Origin of the sequence: Stenotrophomonas sp. B1-1, from assembly GCF_010894375.1 — a bacterium.
Classification (GTDB): Bacteria; Pseudomonadota; Gammaproteobacteria; order Xanthomonadales; family Xanthomonadaceae; genus Stenotrophomonas.
The window spans coordinates 55,122-69,678 of the sequence record NZ_JAAIUZ010000027.1 but is presented as its reverse complement, the minus strand read 5'-3'; the positions used below and the strand labels follow the sequence as shown (position 1 = coordinate 69,678).

Sequence of the window (14,557 nt, the reverse complement as noted above, 5' to 3'; positions counted from 1 at the left end):
CGAAGGAGAAACGAACATGTGGTATTTCGCCTGGATTCTCGGCACCGGCCTGGCCTCCACCGTGGCCATCCTCAACGGCATGTGGTTCGAATCGCGCGAGGAGAACCGGCTCGAACAGGAAAACCGTCGCTGAGTTGTAAAAAAACCTTGCCGCCTTGGCCTTCACACGGTATCTTAGGCGGCTCCTTCGGGGTGTAGCTCAGTCTGGTAGAGCGCTACGTTCGGGACGTAGAGGTCGCAGGTTCGAATCCTGTCTCCCCGACCACTTTTGTGGTCGCATTGAAGCCTGGTGAAGTTGTCCAGGCTTTTTTGTTCCCTGAAGTGACACTGCCCTGGCAGTGTGAAGGAAACCGCTTTCACCCCTTGCCGCCATCGGGGTGAACAGCTAGAATAGGCGGCTCCCTTCGGGGTGTAGCTCAGTCTGGTAGAGCGCTACGTTCGGGACGTAGAGGTCGCAGGTTCGAATCCTGTCTCCCCGACCACTTCGGTGGTCAGCAAGAAGCCTGGAAGACGACAGTCCTCCGGGTTTTTTTGTATCTGAAATCGGCGCCCCGCCCGCATGGCGGCCGCAATGCCGCGGCCACGTACAATGGCCCCCTGCCCCCACCTGTCGCACCGGCCCGGTCCGGTGCCGCCGCTGCACGCCCACGTTCCCGCGTGCGCCACCTGCAAGGATTCCGCATGACCACCGCCTCCCACGACTCGCCCTCACTGCTGCACGGGCGGCTGCTCGCCTTCGCTGCCATCCTGCTGGCGGCCGTGAACCTGCGCACCGCTGTCACCTCCATCACCCCGCTGCTGGACGTGCTGGGCCAGCATTTCGGCTTCGGCACCACCATGACCGGCGTGCTGGGCATGCTGCCGACCGCCTCGTTCGCCCTGTTCGGCGTGGCCACCCCGGCCCTGGCCCGGCGCCTGGGGCTGGAACGCACCACCCTGCTGGCCATGACCCTGGCCATGGCCGGCCTGCTGCTGCGCTCCAGCGCCGGCAACGTCGGCACCCTGCTGCTGGGTTCGGTGATGGCACTGGCCGGCATGGGCATCGGCAACGTGGTGGTACCGCCGCTGGTGAAGCGCTACTTCGCCAACAAGGTGGGCACCATGAGCACGCTGTACATCAGCATGCTGCAGCTGGGCACCATGCTGCCGGCGCTGCTGGCGGTGCCGGTGGCGCAGGCGGCCGGCTGGCGCGTGTCGCTGGGCATGTGGGCGCTGCTGGCCCTGGCCGCCGCCCTGCCGTGGCTGATGCTGGCCCGCCGCGCGCCGCACGCGCAGCTGGCGGCCAACGATCCCAGCGCCCAGCCGCACGGCAAGGTCTGGCGCACGTCGCTGGGCTGGAGCATGTCGCTGATGTTCGGCATGACCTCGCTGATGACCTATTCGATGTTCACCTGGCTGCCGCGCATCGTGGTGGAAGCCGGCGCCACGCCGGCCTTCGGCGGGGTGATGGTGGCCGTGTTCTCGGCGCTGGGGCTGCTGCCGTCGCTGGTCATCCCGTCGCTGGCGGTGCGCCTGCAGAACCCGTTCCCGCTGGTGCTGATCGGCTTCTTCTCGTTCGTGATCGCCTTTGCCGGCCTGCTGCTGGCGCCGATGAAGGTGCCCCTGCTGTGGGCCGCCCTGCTGGGCGTGGGCCCGTCCACCTTCCCGCTGGCACTGACCCTGATCAACCTGCGCACGCGCACCGCCACCGGCTCGGCGGCGCTGTCCGGCTTCATGCAGGGCGTGGGTTACAGCTTCAGCTGCCTGGGGCCGTTCCTGGTCGGCTGGCTGCACACGGTCAGCAACGGCTGGGGCCTGCCGTTCGGCTTCCTGTTCGGTTGTGCCACGGTGATGCTGTGCGCGTCCTGGGTGGCGTGCAAGCCGCGCCGCCTGGAAGATCTGTGGTGATCCGGGCCACCTTCCCCCGCGCGTGTACACACCGCTTCGGCGCGAACTGACGTAGCGTGTCCAAAGCTGACGCGGGGCGCTTCCAGGCCCATTGGCCGGGGCGCGCCCACCGTGCCTGCGCACCGCGCCGCTGCGGCGGCCGGTTCAACGTGATTTCGCAGTCCAAGCCTTTGGCGGAAGGGACGGTGCGACGGAAATGGCCTGTATCCGGTGGCGCTTGCGTGTAGAGGGAACAGCGAGGCTCTGGCCTCCTTGGGGCGTGTCGGCTAAAGTTGGCATGTGATGTGCGTCACACTTTTTGCACATCGTCTAAGAATGGATGCTGAAGGGGGAATTCATGGTTGTTCATCGACCGCTGGCGCTCTGCGTCGGCCTGGCCTGCGCCGCTCTGGCGTCCGGGGCCCACGCGGCGCCGCCGCCCACCCAGGCCACCCGTGCCGATCGGCTGGCTGAAATCGGCCATTACCGTGACCAGGCCCACTGGGTTGATGCGCTGGCCGCCATCGAGCGCGCGCAGCAGGTCGAACCCAACGATGACCTGCTGTACAAGCTGCAGGTGCTCACCCTGGGCGACATCGGCAATGCGCACCGCGCCTGGCGCCTGTACCAGGCACGGCCGCAGTTGTTCGATGCCGACCAGAAGGCCCGGCTGGAAGCGAACTACGTAGCCAAGCTGGTTAACTGGAGCCTGGCCTACGGCCAGACCGAAGATTCGCGCCTGGACGAGGCCGAGGATGCGCTGGCTGAAATGGAGCAGTACGTGCAGCGCGACGGCACGCCGCTGGCGCAGGCCCCCCTGCGCATCCGCATGGACCGGCTGATCCTGCTCAACCGCCTGTCACGGCACGCACAGGTGCGCGATGAAGCACGCGCCCTGCAGGCCGAAGGCCATGCCCTGCCCGACTATGTGCTGCCGGCGGTGGGCGATTCGATGATGGCCACCCAGCACCCCGACGAAGCCATTCCGCTGCTGGAAGCGGCGGTGAAGAACGATCCGTCGCGCTTCCAGTCGCGCTCTGAATTGGCCTACGCCTACCTGGAAACCGAGCAGGCAGAAAAAGCCATCGGCTACCTGCAGGCGTGGCAGAAGGACGAACCGGCCTGGCGCTGGGGCGGCGGCAAGAGCCCGTACGCCAACTGGGCGCGCTACGAGGCCGACGTGAACCTGGCGATGATCCGCGCCTACAGCGGCGACCTGCCCACCGCGCAGCGCGAACTGGAAGCCCTGGTGGACGTGGGCCCGGGCAACGGCGGCCTGCAGACCGCGCTGGGCAGCGTGTACCAGATGCGCGGCTGGCCGCGGCGTTCGCTGGAACGCCACCAGATGGCCTACACGCTGGACCCGCGCGACGTCTCGCCGCGCCTGGGCATGCACGAAGCCTACGTGCAGCTGCAGCGCGACGATCTGGCGCGGCCGCTGCACGACGATCTGCTGGAACGCTACCCCAACCAGCCCTCGGTGCTGCGCATGGACCGCGACTGGCGCGCACACCGCGGCTGGCAGCTGCAGGCCACCGTTGAAGGCGGCCGCAGCTCGGGCGGCGGCGGCACCTCGCCGCTGGGCAACGACGACCTGCATTACGGCATGGAAGTGGCCACGCCCATCCTGGACGACCGCTGGCGGCTGTTCGCCTTCGCCGACCGCCGCTCGGTCACCTTCCAGGACCAGAAGATCAACCCGCTGTGGATGGGTGCCGGCGTGCGCTACCGCTTCGGCCACGCAGACGCCGAAGCCGCCGTGCTTCGTCCCAACGACAGCATCGGCGACACCGGTCTGCGCGGTGGCTTCGGCTGGCAGTTCAACGACCAGTGGCATGCCGGCGTCACTGCCGCGCGCAACGATCCGGAAGCCTCGATGCAGGCCCGCGTCTCGGGCATCACCGCCGACAGCGTGGCCGTGGCCGTGGACTACACCCGTAACGAGCGCACCCACTGGAGCCTGGGTGGCAGCCAGTTCCGCTACGACGACGGCAACCGCCGCGACACCCTGACCAGCGCCATCGAACAGCGCCTGCTGACCCGCCCGCGCCTGCTGATCGATGGCCTGGGCAGCGTCTACACCAGCCGTGGCAGCCAGGACGACGCACCGTACTTCAATCCCTCGCGCGACCGCTCGGTGGAAATCGGCCTGCGCATCGACCAGCAGTTGTGGCGCCACTACGAACGCCACTTCCGCCACCGCCTGACGGTGTCGCTGGGCGACTACTGGCAGGAAGGCTATGGCAGCGCACTGATTCCCAGCGTGGCGTACCGCCACGAATGGCAGTTCAGCCAGGGGCGCATCCTGGAATACGGGGTGAGCTGGTCGCGGCCGGTCTACGACGGCCAACGTGAACGTCATATCGGCTTCGATGCCGCGCTGCGCTGGGGAGAGTGAGATGGAACGGATGCTTCGCTACCTGATGACCACCGTGCTGCTGGGCCTGCTGGCCCTGGCACTGCCGGCCGCAGCCCAGCAGCCCACCGAGCTGGATGCCAGCGACAACGGCCTGCTGATCCTGAGCTACCACGACATCCGCGATGACGTGCGCGAAAAGGCCGACGCCGACGCCTACGCGGTCAGCACGCAGAACTTCGCCGCACACCTGGACTGGCTGTCGGCGCACGGCTACCACCCGATCTCGCTGTCGCAGCTGATCAAGGCCTCGCGCGGAGAAGCGACGCTGCCGCCGCGGCCGGTGCTGCTGACCTTCGACGACGGCCTGCGCAGCGTCTACACCCGCGTGTACCCGCTGCTGCGTGCGTACAACTACCCGGCGCTGGTGGCAGTGATCACCGACTACGTGGACATGGCACCGGGCCGCACCATCGACTATGGCTACCGGCCGTTCGGCCATGACGATTTCCTGACCTGGGCACAGCTGCGCGAGATGCAGTCCAGCGGACTGATCGAACTGGCCAGCCACACCGACAACCTGCACCACGGCGTGCAGTCCAACCCGCAGGGCAACCAGACCCCGGCGGTGATCACCCGCGTGTACGACCCGAAGGCGCAGCGCTACGAAACCGCGCAGGAGTACGAACAGCGCCTGCGCGCCGACCTCGGCCGCAGCGTGCAGTTGATCAAGAAAGAGCTGGGGGTGACGCCGAAGGCGATCGTCTGGCCGTACGCCGCTTACAATCAGATGAGCAACGACATTGCCGAGCAGTTGGGCATGCCGGTGTCGTTCGATCTGGAAGGCCGCAGCACGCCGGTGACCCGCGACCTGCACGGTCTGGCGCGCCTGCTGGTGACCAACAATCCGAACACCGCCTCGCTGGCCTTTGAACTGCGCCGCAATGTCAGCCTGGATGGCACCCGCGCGCTGCAGATCGACATGGATGCGGTGTACGACGCCAACCCCGCGCAGCAGGCGCGCAACCTGGATGCGCTGATCGAGCGCGTAAAGAAGGTCGGCCCGACCCACGTCTACCTGCAGGCCTTCGCCGATCCGGACGGCAACAACACCGCCGATGCCCTGTACTTCCCCAACCGCCACCTGCCGATGCGTGCGGACCTGTTCAACCGCGTGGCCTGGCAGCTGAAGACCCGTGCCGGGGTGAAGGTGTATGCGTGGCTGCCGGTGCTGGGCTACGAACTGCCCGACGCCGCACAGCGCACCGCGCTGGGTATCGCCAGCCCGGAACACGATGGCATGTACCGGTTGGACTTCACCAAGCCGCAGGCGCGGCAGATCATCAAGGACATCTACGAAGACCTGGCCATCAATTCGTACTTCGAAGGCCTGCTGTTCCATGACGACGCCTACGTGCGCGACACCGAACTGGCGCAGCTGCCGCAGGAAGGCCCCGATGGCGGCCGCACACAGGCACTGATCGACTTCACCCTGGAACTGCGTGACAGCGCGCAGCGCTGGCGGCCGAAGCTGGGCACGGTGCGCAACCTGTACGCCCAGCCGGTGCTGGAACCGCAGAGCGCCACCTGGTTCGCCCAGCGCCTGGACCTGTTCAACAAGGCCTACGACCGCACTGCACTGATGGCCATGCCGTGGATGGAAGGCAGCCGCCACCCCGAGCGCTGGCTGGACCGCCTGGTCACCGCCGTGCGCGCGCACGACCCGGACCTGAAGCACACCATGTTCGAACTGCAGACCGTGGATTGGCGCACACAGACGCCGATCAGCGGCCAGCGCCTGCGCGCCCAGGTGCGCCGCCTGCAGGCACAGGGTGTACGCCACTTCGCGTGGTACCCGGACGATTTCATTGCCGACAAGCCGTCGACCGTGGACGCGCGCGCCGCGATGTCTGCGCGCAACTTCCCGTACCCGGAGAAGTGACATGGACATGAGCCCCTGGCTGTATGCCCTGTTCCAGTTCGCCTTCTTCTACCCGATGGTGATGGCGTTCTTCTGGATGTCCGGTGGCCTGTACTACTTCTTCCGCCGCGAGCGGAAGTCGCGGCCGCGCAACGATCCGCCACCGATGGCCGAATACCCGTTCGCCACGCTGCTGATTCCCTGCCACAACGAATCGGACAACCTGGACGACACCATCGGCGCGGCGCTGGCCCAGCGCTACCCGGATTTCGAAGTGATCGCCATCAACGATGGCAGCCGCGATGACACCGGCGCGCGCCTGGATGCACTGGCCGCACAGCACCCGCGCCTGCGCGTGGTGCACCTGGACCGCAACCTGGGCAAGGCCAATGCGCTGCGCATGGGCGCGCTGGCCGCGCGTTCGGAATACCTGGTGTGCATCGATGGCGATGCGATGCTGGAAGAGTTCGCCATGCACTGGATGGTCTGGCACCTGACCAGCGGCCCGCGCGTGGGCGCGGTGACCGGCAATCCGCGCATCCGCAACCGCTCCACCCTGCTGGGGCGCCTGCAGGTGGCCGAGTTCTCCTCGATCATCGGCATGATCAAGCGTGCCCAGCGCGTGTACGGGCGCATCTTCACCGTGTCCGGGGTGATCGCCGCGTTCCGCCGCACCGCCCTGCACCGCATCGGCTACTGGGCCGACGACATGGTGACCGAGGACATCGACATCAGCTGGCGCCTGCAGCTGGACCACTGGGACATCCGTTACGAGCCCAACGCGCTGTGCTTCATCCTGATGCCCGAAACCCTGAAGGGTCTGTGGCGGCAGCGCCTGCGCTGGGCCCAGGGTGGCGTGGAAGTGCTGCTGCGGCATGGCACTTCGCTGTTCAGCTGGCGCAAGCGGCGCATGTGGGGGGTGTTGCTGGAGTACATCCTGAGCGTGTTCTGGGCGTACACCATGTTGCTGATCGTGGTGCTGTGGGCGCTGGGCAAGTTCGTTCCGCTGCCGGCCCCGCTGTACATCGATACGCTGCTGCCGCAGTGGCATGGCGTGATCCTGGCGCTGGTCTGCCTGCTGCAGTTCGCCAGCAGCCTGATCATCGACCGTCGTTACGAAACACACATTGGACGCAACTACTTCTGGGTCATCTGGTACCCGATGGCGTACTGGTTGATCAGCCTGTTCACCACTCTGGTGGCGTTGCCGAAGACGCTGTTCAAGCGCCGCGGCAAGCGCGCCACCTGGGTCAGCCCTGACCGGGGGATCCGATGAGCACCGTACGTGGCACCACCACCAAGAAACCGTCCAACCGCTTCGATTCGCGGTTGATCCAGAAGCCTCGCCAGCAGCCGCGCCTGCAGCGCACGGCCTGGGGCTTCGTCACCCTGGCCTTCTGGGGCTTCTACTTCTACCTGTGGGCACCGCTGGTCACGCTGATCTCGTGGCTGCTGGGCGGGCAGATGGCCTTCGTGCAGTTGTACCAGCACAAGCAGCACCTGGACCCGTTCGTGATGATCGCGCTGCCGATCATCCTGGTGTGCTGCGCGCTGCTGCTGATCGCCTGGGCCGAGTACAACCGCTACCGTTTCGCCGGCAAGGAACGGCGCGCGCCGCGGGTGGATTCGAGCCGGGCGGAGATCGCCCACTCGCTGGGTGCCAGCGATGCACTGGCCGATCTGCTGGTGAATGCCAAGGCGGTGACGCTGCACATGGATGACAACGCACGCCCGGTGGGCCTGACGCGGCAGCCGCTGGTGTAAGGGGGAGTTGTTTCGGCAGGGCTTGCAGCCCTGCACCTGCTTCAAGCCAGAGCAACGGCAACGGCAACGTCAAAAGCTGGGTATCCGTGGGATGGCGGGGCGGTGTGGGTGGGCAGGACACGCCGCAAGTACGTCCGTGTAGGCTCGTAGGCGCCATCCATGGCGCCTGCGGTCCTGCCCACCCACACCGCCCCACCTCTGACAGGTTCACTCGGCTGTTGGCAACGGCGACTTTTCGAGCGCGCGGCTATTGGTAGGTGTCGACCTTGGTCGACACAGTAGATCCACGCCATGCGTGGATGATCTTCCATGGAAATCGAATATTGAACTCGGGGTCAGAGCCCGTTGCCGTTCCGACAAATCGCGCTGTTGGTAGGTGTCGACCTTGGTCGACACATCTGTCAGTTACCGAATGAATCATCCACGCATGGCGTGGATCTACTGACGGATGCCGAAACAATTGCGGGGTCAGAGCCCGTTGCGCAGCAACGGGATCCGACCCCATGCCGTTCCCACAGCGCTCGCCAACGGTAGGTGTCGACCTTGGTCGACACATCTGTCAGTTACCGAATGAATCATCCACGCATGGCGTGGATCTACTGACGGATGCCGAAACAATTGCGGGGTCAGAGCCCGTTGCGCAGCAACGGGATCCGACCCCATGCCGTTCCGACAGATCGTGCCGACAGTAGGTGTCGACCTTGGTCGACACATCTGTCAGGTATCGAATGAATCATCCACGCATGGCGTGGATCTACTGACGGGTGCCGAAACAATTGCGGGGTCAGAGCCCGTTGCCGTTCCGACAGATCGCGGGAAACTGTCAGAGGTGGGGCGGTGTCGGAATGCGGGGTGTCAGCCGCATGGATGCGGCTGCCAAGCCTACAGGGGTGAGGGCGCTTTGCTTGCGAAGCACTGCTTCGCAAGCGCCCGAACGCACAGCCGCCAGCGGCTGGGCCGGGCCCCGGAGGGGGACTTGCGGCGTCCCCGCATTCCGACACCACCCCGCCATCCCACGGAATGCACGCTTTTGACGTTGACGTGCAGCAGGTGCAGGGCCGCAGGCCCTGCCGCAAAGCCCCCTACCGGGTCTGCCCTTCGCCACGTACCACGAACCGTTCCACGGTCAGCGCTTCCAACCCCATCGGGCCATACGCGTGCAGGCGCGTGGTGGAAATGCCGATCTCGCTGCCCAGCCCCAACTGGCCACCATCGGAAAAACGCGAGGACGCGTTGACCATTACCACCGCCGAACGCAGCGCGTTGACGAAGCGCTCGGCATTGCCGGCGTCTTCGGTCGCAATCACTTCGGTATGGTCAGAGGTATACGTGCGGATGTGGGCGATCGCCGCGTCCAGGTCATCGACCACGCCGACTGCCAGCACCAGATCGAGGAACTCGGCAGCGAAATCCTCGTCGGTAGCGGCCGTGCTGCCCGGAAGCAACGGCTGCGCGCGCGCGTCGGCACGCAGCTCCACCCCGCGCTCGCCCAGCGCCTGCGCCGCGCGCGGCAGGAACGCCTCGGCCACGTCGCGGTGCACCAGCAGCGTTTCCAGCGAATTGCAGGCCGCCGGGCGGCTGCACTTGCCATCCACCAGCAGCGCAACGGCCTTGTCCAGATCAGCGCTGGCATCCACGAACAGATGGCAGACACCCTTGTAGTGCTTGATGACCGGAACCCGTGCGTGTTCGGCAACGAAGCGGATCAGGCCTTCACCGCCACGCGGAATGGCCAGGTCGATCAGCTCGTGCAGCTGCAGCAGTTCCAGCATGGCCTCGCGGCGCAGATCGGTCAGCACGGTCACCGCCGCCGGCGGCACGCCGTTGGCCTTCAGTGCACCGGCCAGGGCCTGGGCGATGGCGGTGTTGGAATGGATGGCCTCGGAACCACCGCGCAGGATCACCCCGTTGCCGGCCTTCAGGCACAGCGCGGCGGCCTCTGCGGTCACGTTCGGGCGTGCCTCGTAGATCATCGCGATCACGCCCAGCGGCACGCGCACCTTCTGCACGCGGATACCGTTGGGGCGCACATCGTCGCGGGTTACCTGCCCAACCGGATCGGGCAGCGCGGCCACGTCGCGCACCGCTTCGGCCATGCCGAACAACCGCGCCGGGTCCAACGCCAGGCGGTCCAGCATCGCCGCGCCCACGCCTTTTTCCCGCGCTGCTGCCAGATCGCGTGCGTTGCCAGCCAGGATCAGGCCAGCGTTCGCTTCCAATGCCTGTGCCATGGACAGCAGCAATGCACGGCGCGCCGCACTGTCCAGCCCGGCAACCACCGTGGCCGCATCACGGCAGGCCCGCGCCTGCGCTTCGATTTCACTCATGGGGATATCCTGCGGTTGGTTCATGGCAGCACCAGATCGTCGCGATGCACGACCGTGCCACCGTAGTTGTAGCCGAGCACGGCCTGGATGTCGCGCGTGTGGCGCCCGGCGATGCGGCGCACATCGTCGGCGGCGTACTGGCTGACCCCGCGCGCCACGCAGACCCGCCCCGCGTCGCTGTTCCAGCACACCTGCACCATGTCACCGCGACGGAACGCGCCGTCGGCGCCGATGATGCCGCCGGGCAACAGCGAAGCGCCCTTCTCGCGCATGGCCTGCGCGGCACCGGCATCGACCAGGATCGCGCCCTTGGCCAGCGGGGCATGCCGCAGCCAATGCTTGCGCGCCGCTTCACGGCTGCGGGCGGCGTGGATGCGCGTGCCAAACAGCCGATCGCGGGTCAGCGCGCGCACCACGTCACCGCTGCGGCCGTTGAACAGATAGGTTTCAATGCCGAGCCGGCCGGCCTTGGCAGCGGCTTCCAGCTTGGTCCGCATGCCACCGGTACCGGCACGCGAGCCTGCACCGCCAGCCATGGCCAACACGGCATCGCTCAACTCGGCAACGTCGTGCAGCGGCTGCGCGTCGGCCACCGTGCGCGGGTCGGCGCTGTACAGCCCGTCGATGTCGGTGGCGATGAACAGCGCATCGGCGTCGACCAGCGCGGCCACCGTGGCGGCCAGGTTGTCGTTGTCGCCAAGCTTGAGTTCGTCCACCGAAACGGTGTCGTTCTCATTCACCACCGGCAGTGCGCCCAGCCGCAGCAGCTCGTTCAGCGTTGCGCGCGCATTGAGGTAGCGGCGGCGGTTGCGCAGGTCGTCGTGGGTCAGCAGCACCTGGGCCACCGGGCGCTCGAAGAAGCGCTGCCACAGGCCGATCAGCTGCGCCTGGCCCAGTGCGGCCAGGGCCTGGCGGGCGGCCATGGCCGCGCCGGGTTCATCCACGCGCGGCAGGATCGCCCGCCCCGCCGCGACAGCGCCGGAGGAGACGATCACTACTTCGCGGCCGGCCAGCACATGGGCCGACACGAACTGGGCCAGGCCCAGCGCATGGCGCGGTGACAGTCCGCCACCATCGGCGGCCAGCAGACTGCTGCCCACCTTCAGCACCGCACGCCGCCACGGCGGCAGCGCTTGTTCGGGGAACGGCGAGGCGACGTGGGCAGCGGGGTGTGTCATCAGCGGGATCTCAGCGGGTACGCCATTCGTGCACGGTCAATTGCGAGGCGTGCATCGTCACCAGCGGATCGGTGGCTACGATGGCCTGGGCCTGCGCCAGGCTGTCCACGTTGCACAGCACGTAGGCGCCGCCGCTGCCATCGGTGAAGCCACCGGTCAGCTGCAGCTGGCCCTGCTCGCGCAACGCGTCCAGGAAATCCAGGTGCGGCTGCACCGCGGCCTGGGTGAACGTGGGCAGGCGCAGGGCCATGACCAGATAGACGGTGCCGGACATCAGGCCAGCGCCAGCCAGCGCGCGCGCAGTTCGTCCAGGCGCAGGTCGGCGGCCGAACCGGGCGACACGCGCGCGGCCAGGCTGCCTTCCGGGGTACGCCCCTGCCCTGCACTGTCAGCGCCGGCAGCGGCGGCCTTGTAGGCCTCGCGGAACGGCACACCGGCCACGGCCGCTTCCACCGCAACGTCGGTGGCATACATGCCCGAATCGATCGCTGCACGCAGCTTGTCGTCGCGCCACTCCAGGTTGGCCAGCAGCGCCGGCAGCAGTTCCAGCGCGGCCAGGCCGCGACCGAAGCCGTGGAAGATGGCGCCCTTGGACGACTGCAGGTCGCGGTGGTAGCCCGACGGCAGCGACAGCAGCTGTTCGATCTCGGTACGCGCCGCGGCCACGCTGGCGTGGGTGGCGCGCATCAATTCGATGACGTCCGGGTTGCGCTTGTTCGGCATGATCGAGCTGCCGGTGGTGTACTGCGCCGGCAACGCGACGAAACCGAATTCGGCACTGGTGAACAGCGAAAGATCCCAGGCGATGCGGCGCAGGTCCAGGGTCGCTCCGCCCAAGGCCTCCAGCGCAGCCAGTTCGAACTTGCCACGCGACAGCTGTGCGTAGATGGGCGACACCTGCATGCGCGCAAAGCCCAGCGCAGCGGTGGTGTGTTCGCGGTCCAGCGGCAGGTTCACGCCATAGCCGGCGGCGGTGCCCAGCGGGTTGGCATCCACCAGTGCGTAGGTGTCGCGCGCGCGCACCGCATTGTCGATGAAGGCTTCGGCCCAACCGGCCCACCACATGCCCGCCGAAGACACCACGGCACGCTGGATGTGGGTGTAGCCGGGAATCGGCAGGTCCTTCTCGGCCTGCGCGCGGTCCAGCGCCACCTTGGCCACTTCGGCGCTCAGATGGGCCACGCGCTGCAGTTTCTCCTTCAGCCACAGGCGGGTGGCCACCAGGATCTGGTCGTTGCGGCTGCGCCCGGTGTGGATCTTGCGCCCGGCATCGCCCAGGCGTTCGGTCAGGCGAGCTTCAATCGCCGAATGACCATCTTCGTACTGCGTGTCCAGCACGAAACGGCCAGCGCGGAAGTCCTGCGACAGCAGGTCCAGTTCGCGCAGCAGGCCCTCCAGTTCGTCGGCACTGAGGATGCCGATGTGCTGCAGGCCTTCGGCGTGCGCGGCACTGGCGGCGATATCGTGCAGGAAGAACTCACGGTCGAGGATCACGTCATCGCCGGCGAGGAAGGTCTGGATCTGTGCGTCGACCGCGACGCCCGGCTTCTGCCAAAGAAGGTCTGCCATGGGGGGCTCCGTAATACGAGTTCAGTGCGGGATCGACGTCAGTTCGTCGATACCCAGCGCAAGGTTGAGGTTCTGCATGGCCTGGGTGGCCGCGCCCTTCAGCAGGTTGTCCAGGGTGGCTACCACCACCACCCGCTTGCCACCGGGCGCCAGGGTGAAACCACCGACCTGGGCACCGTGGCGGCCGGCAATGCGGCTGACCCACGGTGCTTCGTCCACCACCTCCACCAGCGGTTCGCCGGCGTAGGCCTGCTCAAAACGCGCGACGATCTGCTCGCGGGTCTGCACCTGGTTCAACCACAGGTTCGCGGTCAGGGTGATGCCACGGAAGTGCGGCGCCACGTGCGGCATGAACTCCACGGCCACGCCCAGCTGCACCGACACTTCGCGCTCGTGCACGTGGTTGGTCAGCGCGTACGGCATCAGGTTGTCGGCCAGCAGCTCGACGTTGTTCTTGTCCGACGGGCTGGTGCCCGCACCGGAATAGCCGGACACACCGAAGCACTGCGGCGGGCCGGCCAGCAGGTCCAGCAGCGGGTGTACGGCCAGCTGCATCGCGGTGGCGTAGCAGCCCGGGTTGCTGATGTGCTTCTGGCCGCTGTAACGGCTGCGGGTGAGCTCGGGCAGGCCGTAGTACCAGCCGTTGTCGAAGCGGTAGTCGGCCGACAGATCGACGATCACCGTGTCAGGCCTGGCGGCGTCCAGCGCGGCCACGAACGGGGCGGCCAAGCCATTGGGCAAGGCCAGGATCACCGCATCCACACCCTTGGCGGCCACGGCATCGGCATCCAGGCTTTCGTACTGCAGGTCGCCCTGCACTTCCGGATGGTGGTCGGCCAGGCGCTGGCCGGCACGCTCGCGCGAAGACACGAAGGCCAGCTTCAAGCGCGGGTGGGCGGCCACCAGCTTGATCAGCTCGGCGCCGGTATGGCCACGGGCACCGACAATGCCCAGGGTGAAAGTCGAATCGTTCATGCGTGTTGGTCCAGGCGGTGCTGCAGGTGGCGCTTCACGCCCTGCCATTCCGCGTCGATGATGGAAAAGATGACAGTGTCACGCGGCGTGCCGTCGGCATGCCGCTTGTGGTTGCGCAGCACGCCGTCCTGCTTGGCGCCCAGGCGGGCGATGGCGGTGCGCGAGGCATGGTTGAACCAGCTGGTTTCCAGCACCACGCTGATACAGCCCATCACCTCGAAGGCGTGCCGCAGCAACAGCAGCTTGGCCTCGGTGTTCACCCCGGTGCGATGCACGCGCGGCGCATACCAGGTGTACCCCAGGCTGAGTTTGGGAACATCGGCTTCCAGGCCATAGAAGCGGGTGCTGCCGACGATGGCGCCGGCCGCATCACGAATCACGAACGGCAGCACCTTGCCTTCGGCCTGTGCATCCAGCGCGGCCTGCACGTAGTTCCCTGCCTGCTGCGGCGAAGGCACCTGGGTGTACCAGAGCTGGTCCAGGCCGCTGCCTTCCAGCGCCGCGGCCAGGCCGGGCACGTGCGCACGCTGCAACGGTTCCAGCAGTACGTGCTGGCCGCGCAGGGTGGGAACGCTGTTCCAGGCATCGGCAGGCATCATGG

The 14,557-nt window shown here is 67.0% G+C and carries 12 protein-coding genes and 2 tRNA genes; 8 read left to right on the top strand and 6 right to left on the bottom strand.

Going from position 1 to position 14,557, the window contains the following annotated elements; translation table 11 throughout:
- Positions 1-16: 16 nt before the first annotated feature.
- From cydX to pgaD, 8 genes are all read left to right on the top strand, one after another.
- Positions 17-133: a cytochrome bd-I oxidase subunit CydX gene (gene cydX / locus G4G00_RS18525; RefSeq protein WP_164275621.1), complete on the top strand. Its 117-nt coding sequence runs from the start codon at positions 17-19 to the stop codon at positions 131-133.
- 55 nt (positions 134-188) lie between these two features.
- Positions 189-265 (top strand) — tRNA-Pro (locus G4G00_RS18520).
- Between the two features lie 140 nt (positions 266-405).
- Positions 406-482, top strand: a tRNA-Pro gene (locus G4G00_RS18515).
- Between the two features lie 199 nt (positions 483-681).
- Positions 682-1,887, top strand: coding sequence for an MFS transporter (locus G4G00_RS18510; protein WP_164275618.1), 1,206 nt, complete (start codon positions 682-684; stop codon positions 1,885-1,887).
- A 337-nt stretch (positions 1,888-2,224) separates the two neighbouring features.
- Positions 2,225-4,264 (top strand): poly-beta-1,6 N-acetyl-D-glucosamine export porin PgaA, encoded by a 2,040-nt coding sequence (pgaA, locus tag G4G00_RS18505; protein ID WP_108754840.1) that lies wholly within the window; start codon positions 2,225-2,227, stop codon positions 4,262-4,264.
- A 10-nt stretch (positions 4,265-4,274) separates the two neighbouring features.
- The gene (pgaB, locus tag G4G00_RS18500; RefSeq protein WP_164275666.1) at positions 4,275-6,164 is read left to right on the top strand and encodes a poly-beta-1,6-N-acetyl-D-glucosamine N-deacetylase PgaB; all 1,890 of its coding nucleotides are present in this window, start codon (positions 4,275-4,277) and stop codon (positions 6,162-6,164) included.
- A gap of 1 nt (position 6,165) precedes the next feature.
- Positions 6,166-7,419 (top strand): poly-beta-1,6-N-acetyl-D-glucosamine synthase, encoded by a 1,254-nt coding sequence (gene pgaC / locus G4G00_RS18495; protein WP_108750122.1) that lies wholly within the window; start codon positions 6,166-6,168, stop codon positions 7,417-7,419.
- On the top strand, positions 7,416-7,907 hold the full coding sequence (gene pgaD, locus G4G00_RS18490) for a poly-beta-1,6-N-acetyl-D-glucosamine biosynthesis protein PgaD (RefSeq protein WP_108750123.1): 492 nt from the start codon (positions 7,416-7,418) through the stop codon (positions 7,905-7,907). The genes pgaC and pgaD overlap by 4 nt, the downstream gene beginning before the upstream one ends.
- A gap of 1,082 nt (positions 7,908-8,989) precedes the next feature.
- On the opposite strand, the gene G4G00_RS18485 is transcribed toward pgaD, so the two are convergent.
- The 6 genes from G4G00_RS18485 to G4G00_RS18460 are packed head-to-tail and all read right to left on the bottom strand — an operon-like array spanning position 8,990 to position 14,555.
- Positions 8,990-10,258 carry a glutamate-5-semialdehyde dehydrogenase gene (locus G4G00_RS18485; RefSeq protein WP_108753619.1) on the bottom strand — a complete coding sequence of 423 codons (1,269 nt, stop codon included), beginning with the start codon at positions 10,256-10,258 and terminating at the stop codon, positions 8,990-8,992.
- A complete protein-coding gene (proB, locus tag G4G00_RS18480) occupies positions 10,255-11,412 on the bottom strand; it encodes a glutamate 5-kinase (RefSeq protein ID WP_164275614.1) in 1,158 nt (385 codons plus the stop codon). The genes G4G00_RS18485 and proB overlap by 4 nt, the downstream gene beginning before the upstream one ends.
- A 10-nt stretch (positions 11,413-11,422) precedes the next feature.
- Positions 11,423-11,686, bottom strand: coding sequence for a YciI family protein (locus tag G4G00_RS18475; protein WP_108753621.1), 264 nt, complete (start codon positions 11,684-11,686; stop codon positions 11,423-11,425).
- Positions 11,686-12,981, bottom strand: a complete 1,296-nt coding sequence (argH, locus tag G4G00_RS18470) for an argininosuccinate lyase (RefSeq protein WP_164275612.1) — start codon at positions 12,979-12,981, stop codon at positions 11,686-11,688. Before argH ends, G4G00_RS18475 begins: the two co-directional genes overlap by 1 nt.
- Before the next feature lie 21 nt (positions 12,982-13,002).
- Positions 13,003-13,956: an N-acetyl-gamma-glutamyl-phosphate reductase gene (gene argC, locus G4G00_RS18465; RefSeq protein ID WP_164275610.1), complete on the bottom strand. Its 954-nt coding sequence runs from the start codon at positions 13,954-13,956 to the stop codon at positions 13,003-13,005.
- Positions 13,953-14,555, bottom strand: coding sequence for a GNAT family protein (locus G4G00_RS18460; RefSeq protein ID WP_164275607.1), 603 nt, complete (start codon positions 14,553-14,555; stop codon positions 13,953-13,955). Before G4G00_RS18460 ends, argC begins: the two co-directional genes overlap by 4 nt.
- Between the last annotated feature and the right edge of the window lie 2 nt (positions 14,556-14,557).

Bases quoted from the DNA above. Each gene is read 5' to 3' on its own strand.
- cydX (WP_164275621.1), top strand. From the start codon at position 17: ATGTGGTATTTCGCCTGGATTCTCGGCACCGGCCTGGCCTCCACCGTG.
- G4G00_RS18510 (WP_164275618.1), top strand. From the start codon at position 682: ATGACCACCGCCTCCCACGACTCGCCCTCACTGCTGCACGGGCGGCTG.
- pgaA (WP_108754840.1), top strand. From the start codon at position 2,225: ATGGTTGTTCATCGACCGCTGGCGCTCTGCGTCGGCCTGGCCTGCGCC.
- pgaB (WP_164275666.1), top strand. From the start codon at position 4,275: ATGCTTCGCTACCTGATGACCACCGTGCTGCTGGGCCTGCTGGCCCTG.
- pgaC (WP_108750122.1), top strand. From the start codon at position 6,166: ATGGACATGAGCCCCTGGCTGTATGCCCTGTTCCAGTTCGCCTTCTTC.
- pgaD (WP_108750123.1), top strand. From the start codon at position 7,416: ATGAGCACCGTACGTGGCACCACCACCAAGAAACCGTCCAACCGCTTC.
- G4G00_RS18485 (WP_108753619.1), bottom strand. From the start codon at position 10,258: ATGAACCAACCGCAGGATATCCCCATGAGTGAAATCGAAGCGCAGGCG.
- proB (WP_164275614.1), bottom strand. From the start codon at position 11,412: ATGACACACCCCGCTGCCCACGTCGCCTCGCCGTTCCCCGAACAAGCG.
- G4G00_RS18475 (WP_108753621.1), bottom strand. From the start codon at position 11,686: ATGTCCGGCACCGTCTATCTGGTCATGGCCCTGCGCCTGCCCACGTTC.
- argH (WP_164275612.1), bottom strand. From the start codon at position 12,981: ATGGCAGACCTTCTTTGGCAGAAGCCGGGCGTCGCGGTCGACGCACAG.
- argC (WP_164275610.1), bottom strand. From the start codon at position 13,956: ATGAACGATTCGACTTTCACCCTGGGCATTGTCGGTGCCCGTGGCCAT.
- G4G00_RS18460 (WP_164275607.1), bottom strand. From the start codon at position 14,555: ATGATGCCTGCCGATGCCTGGAACAGCGTTCCCACCCTGCGCGGCCAG.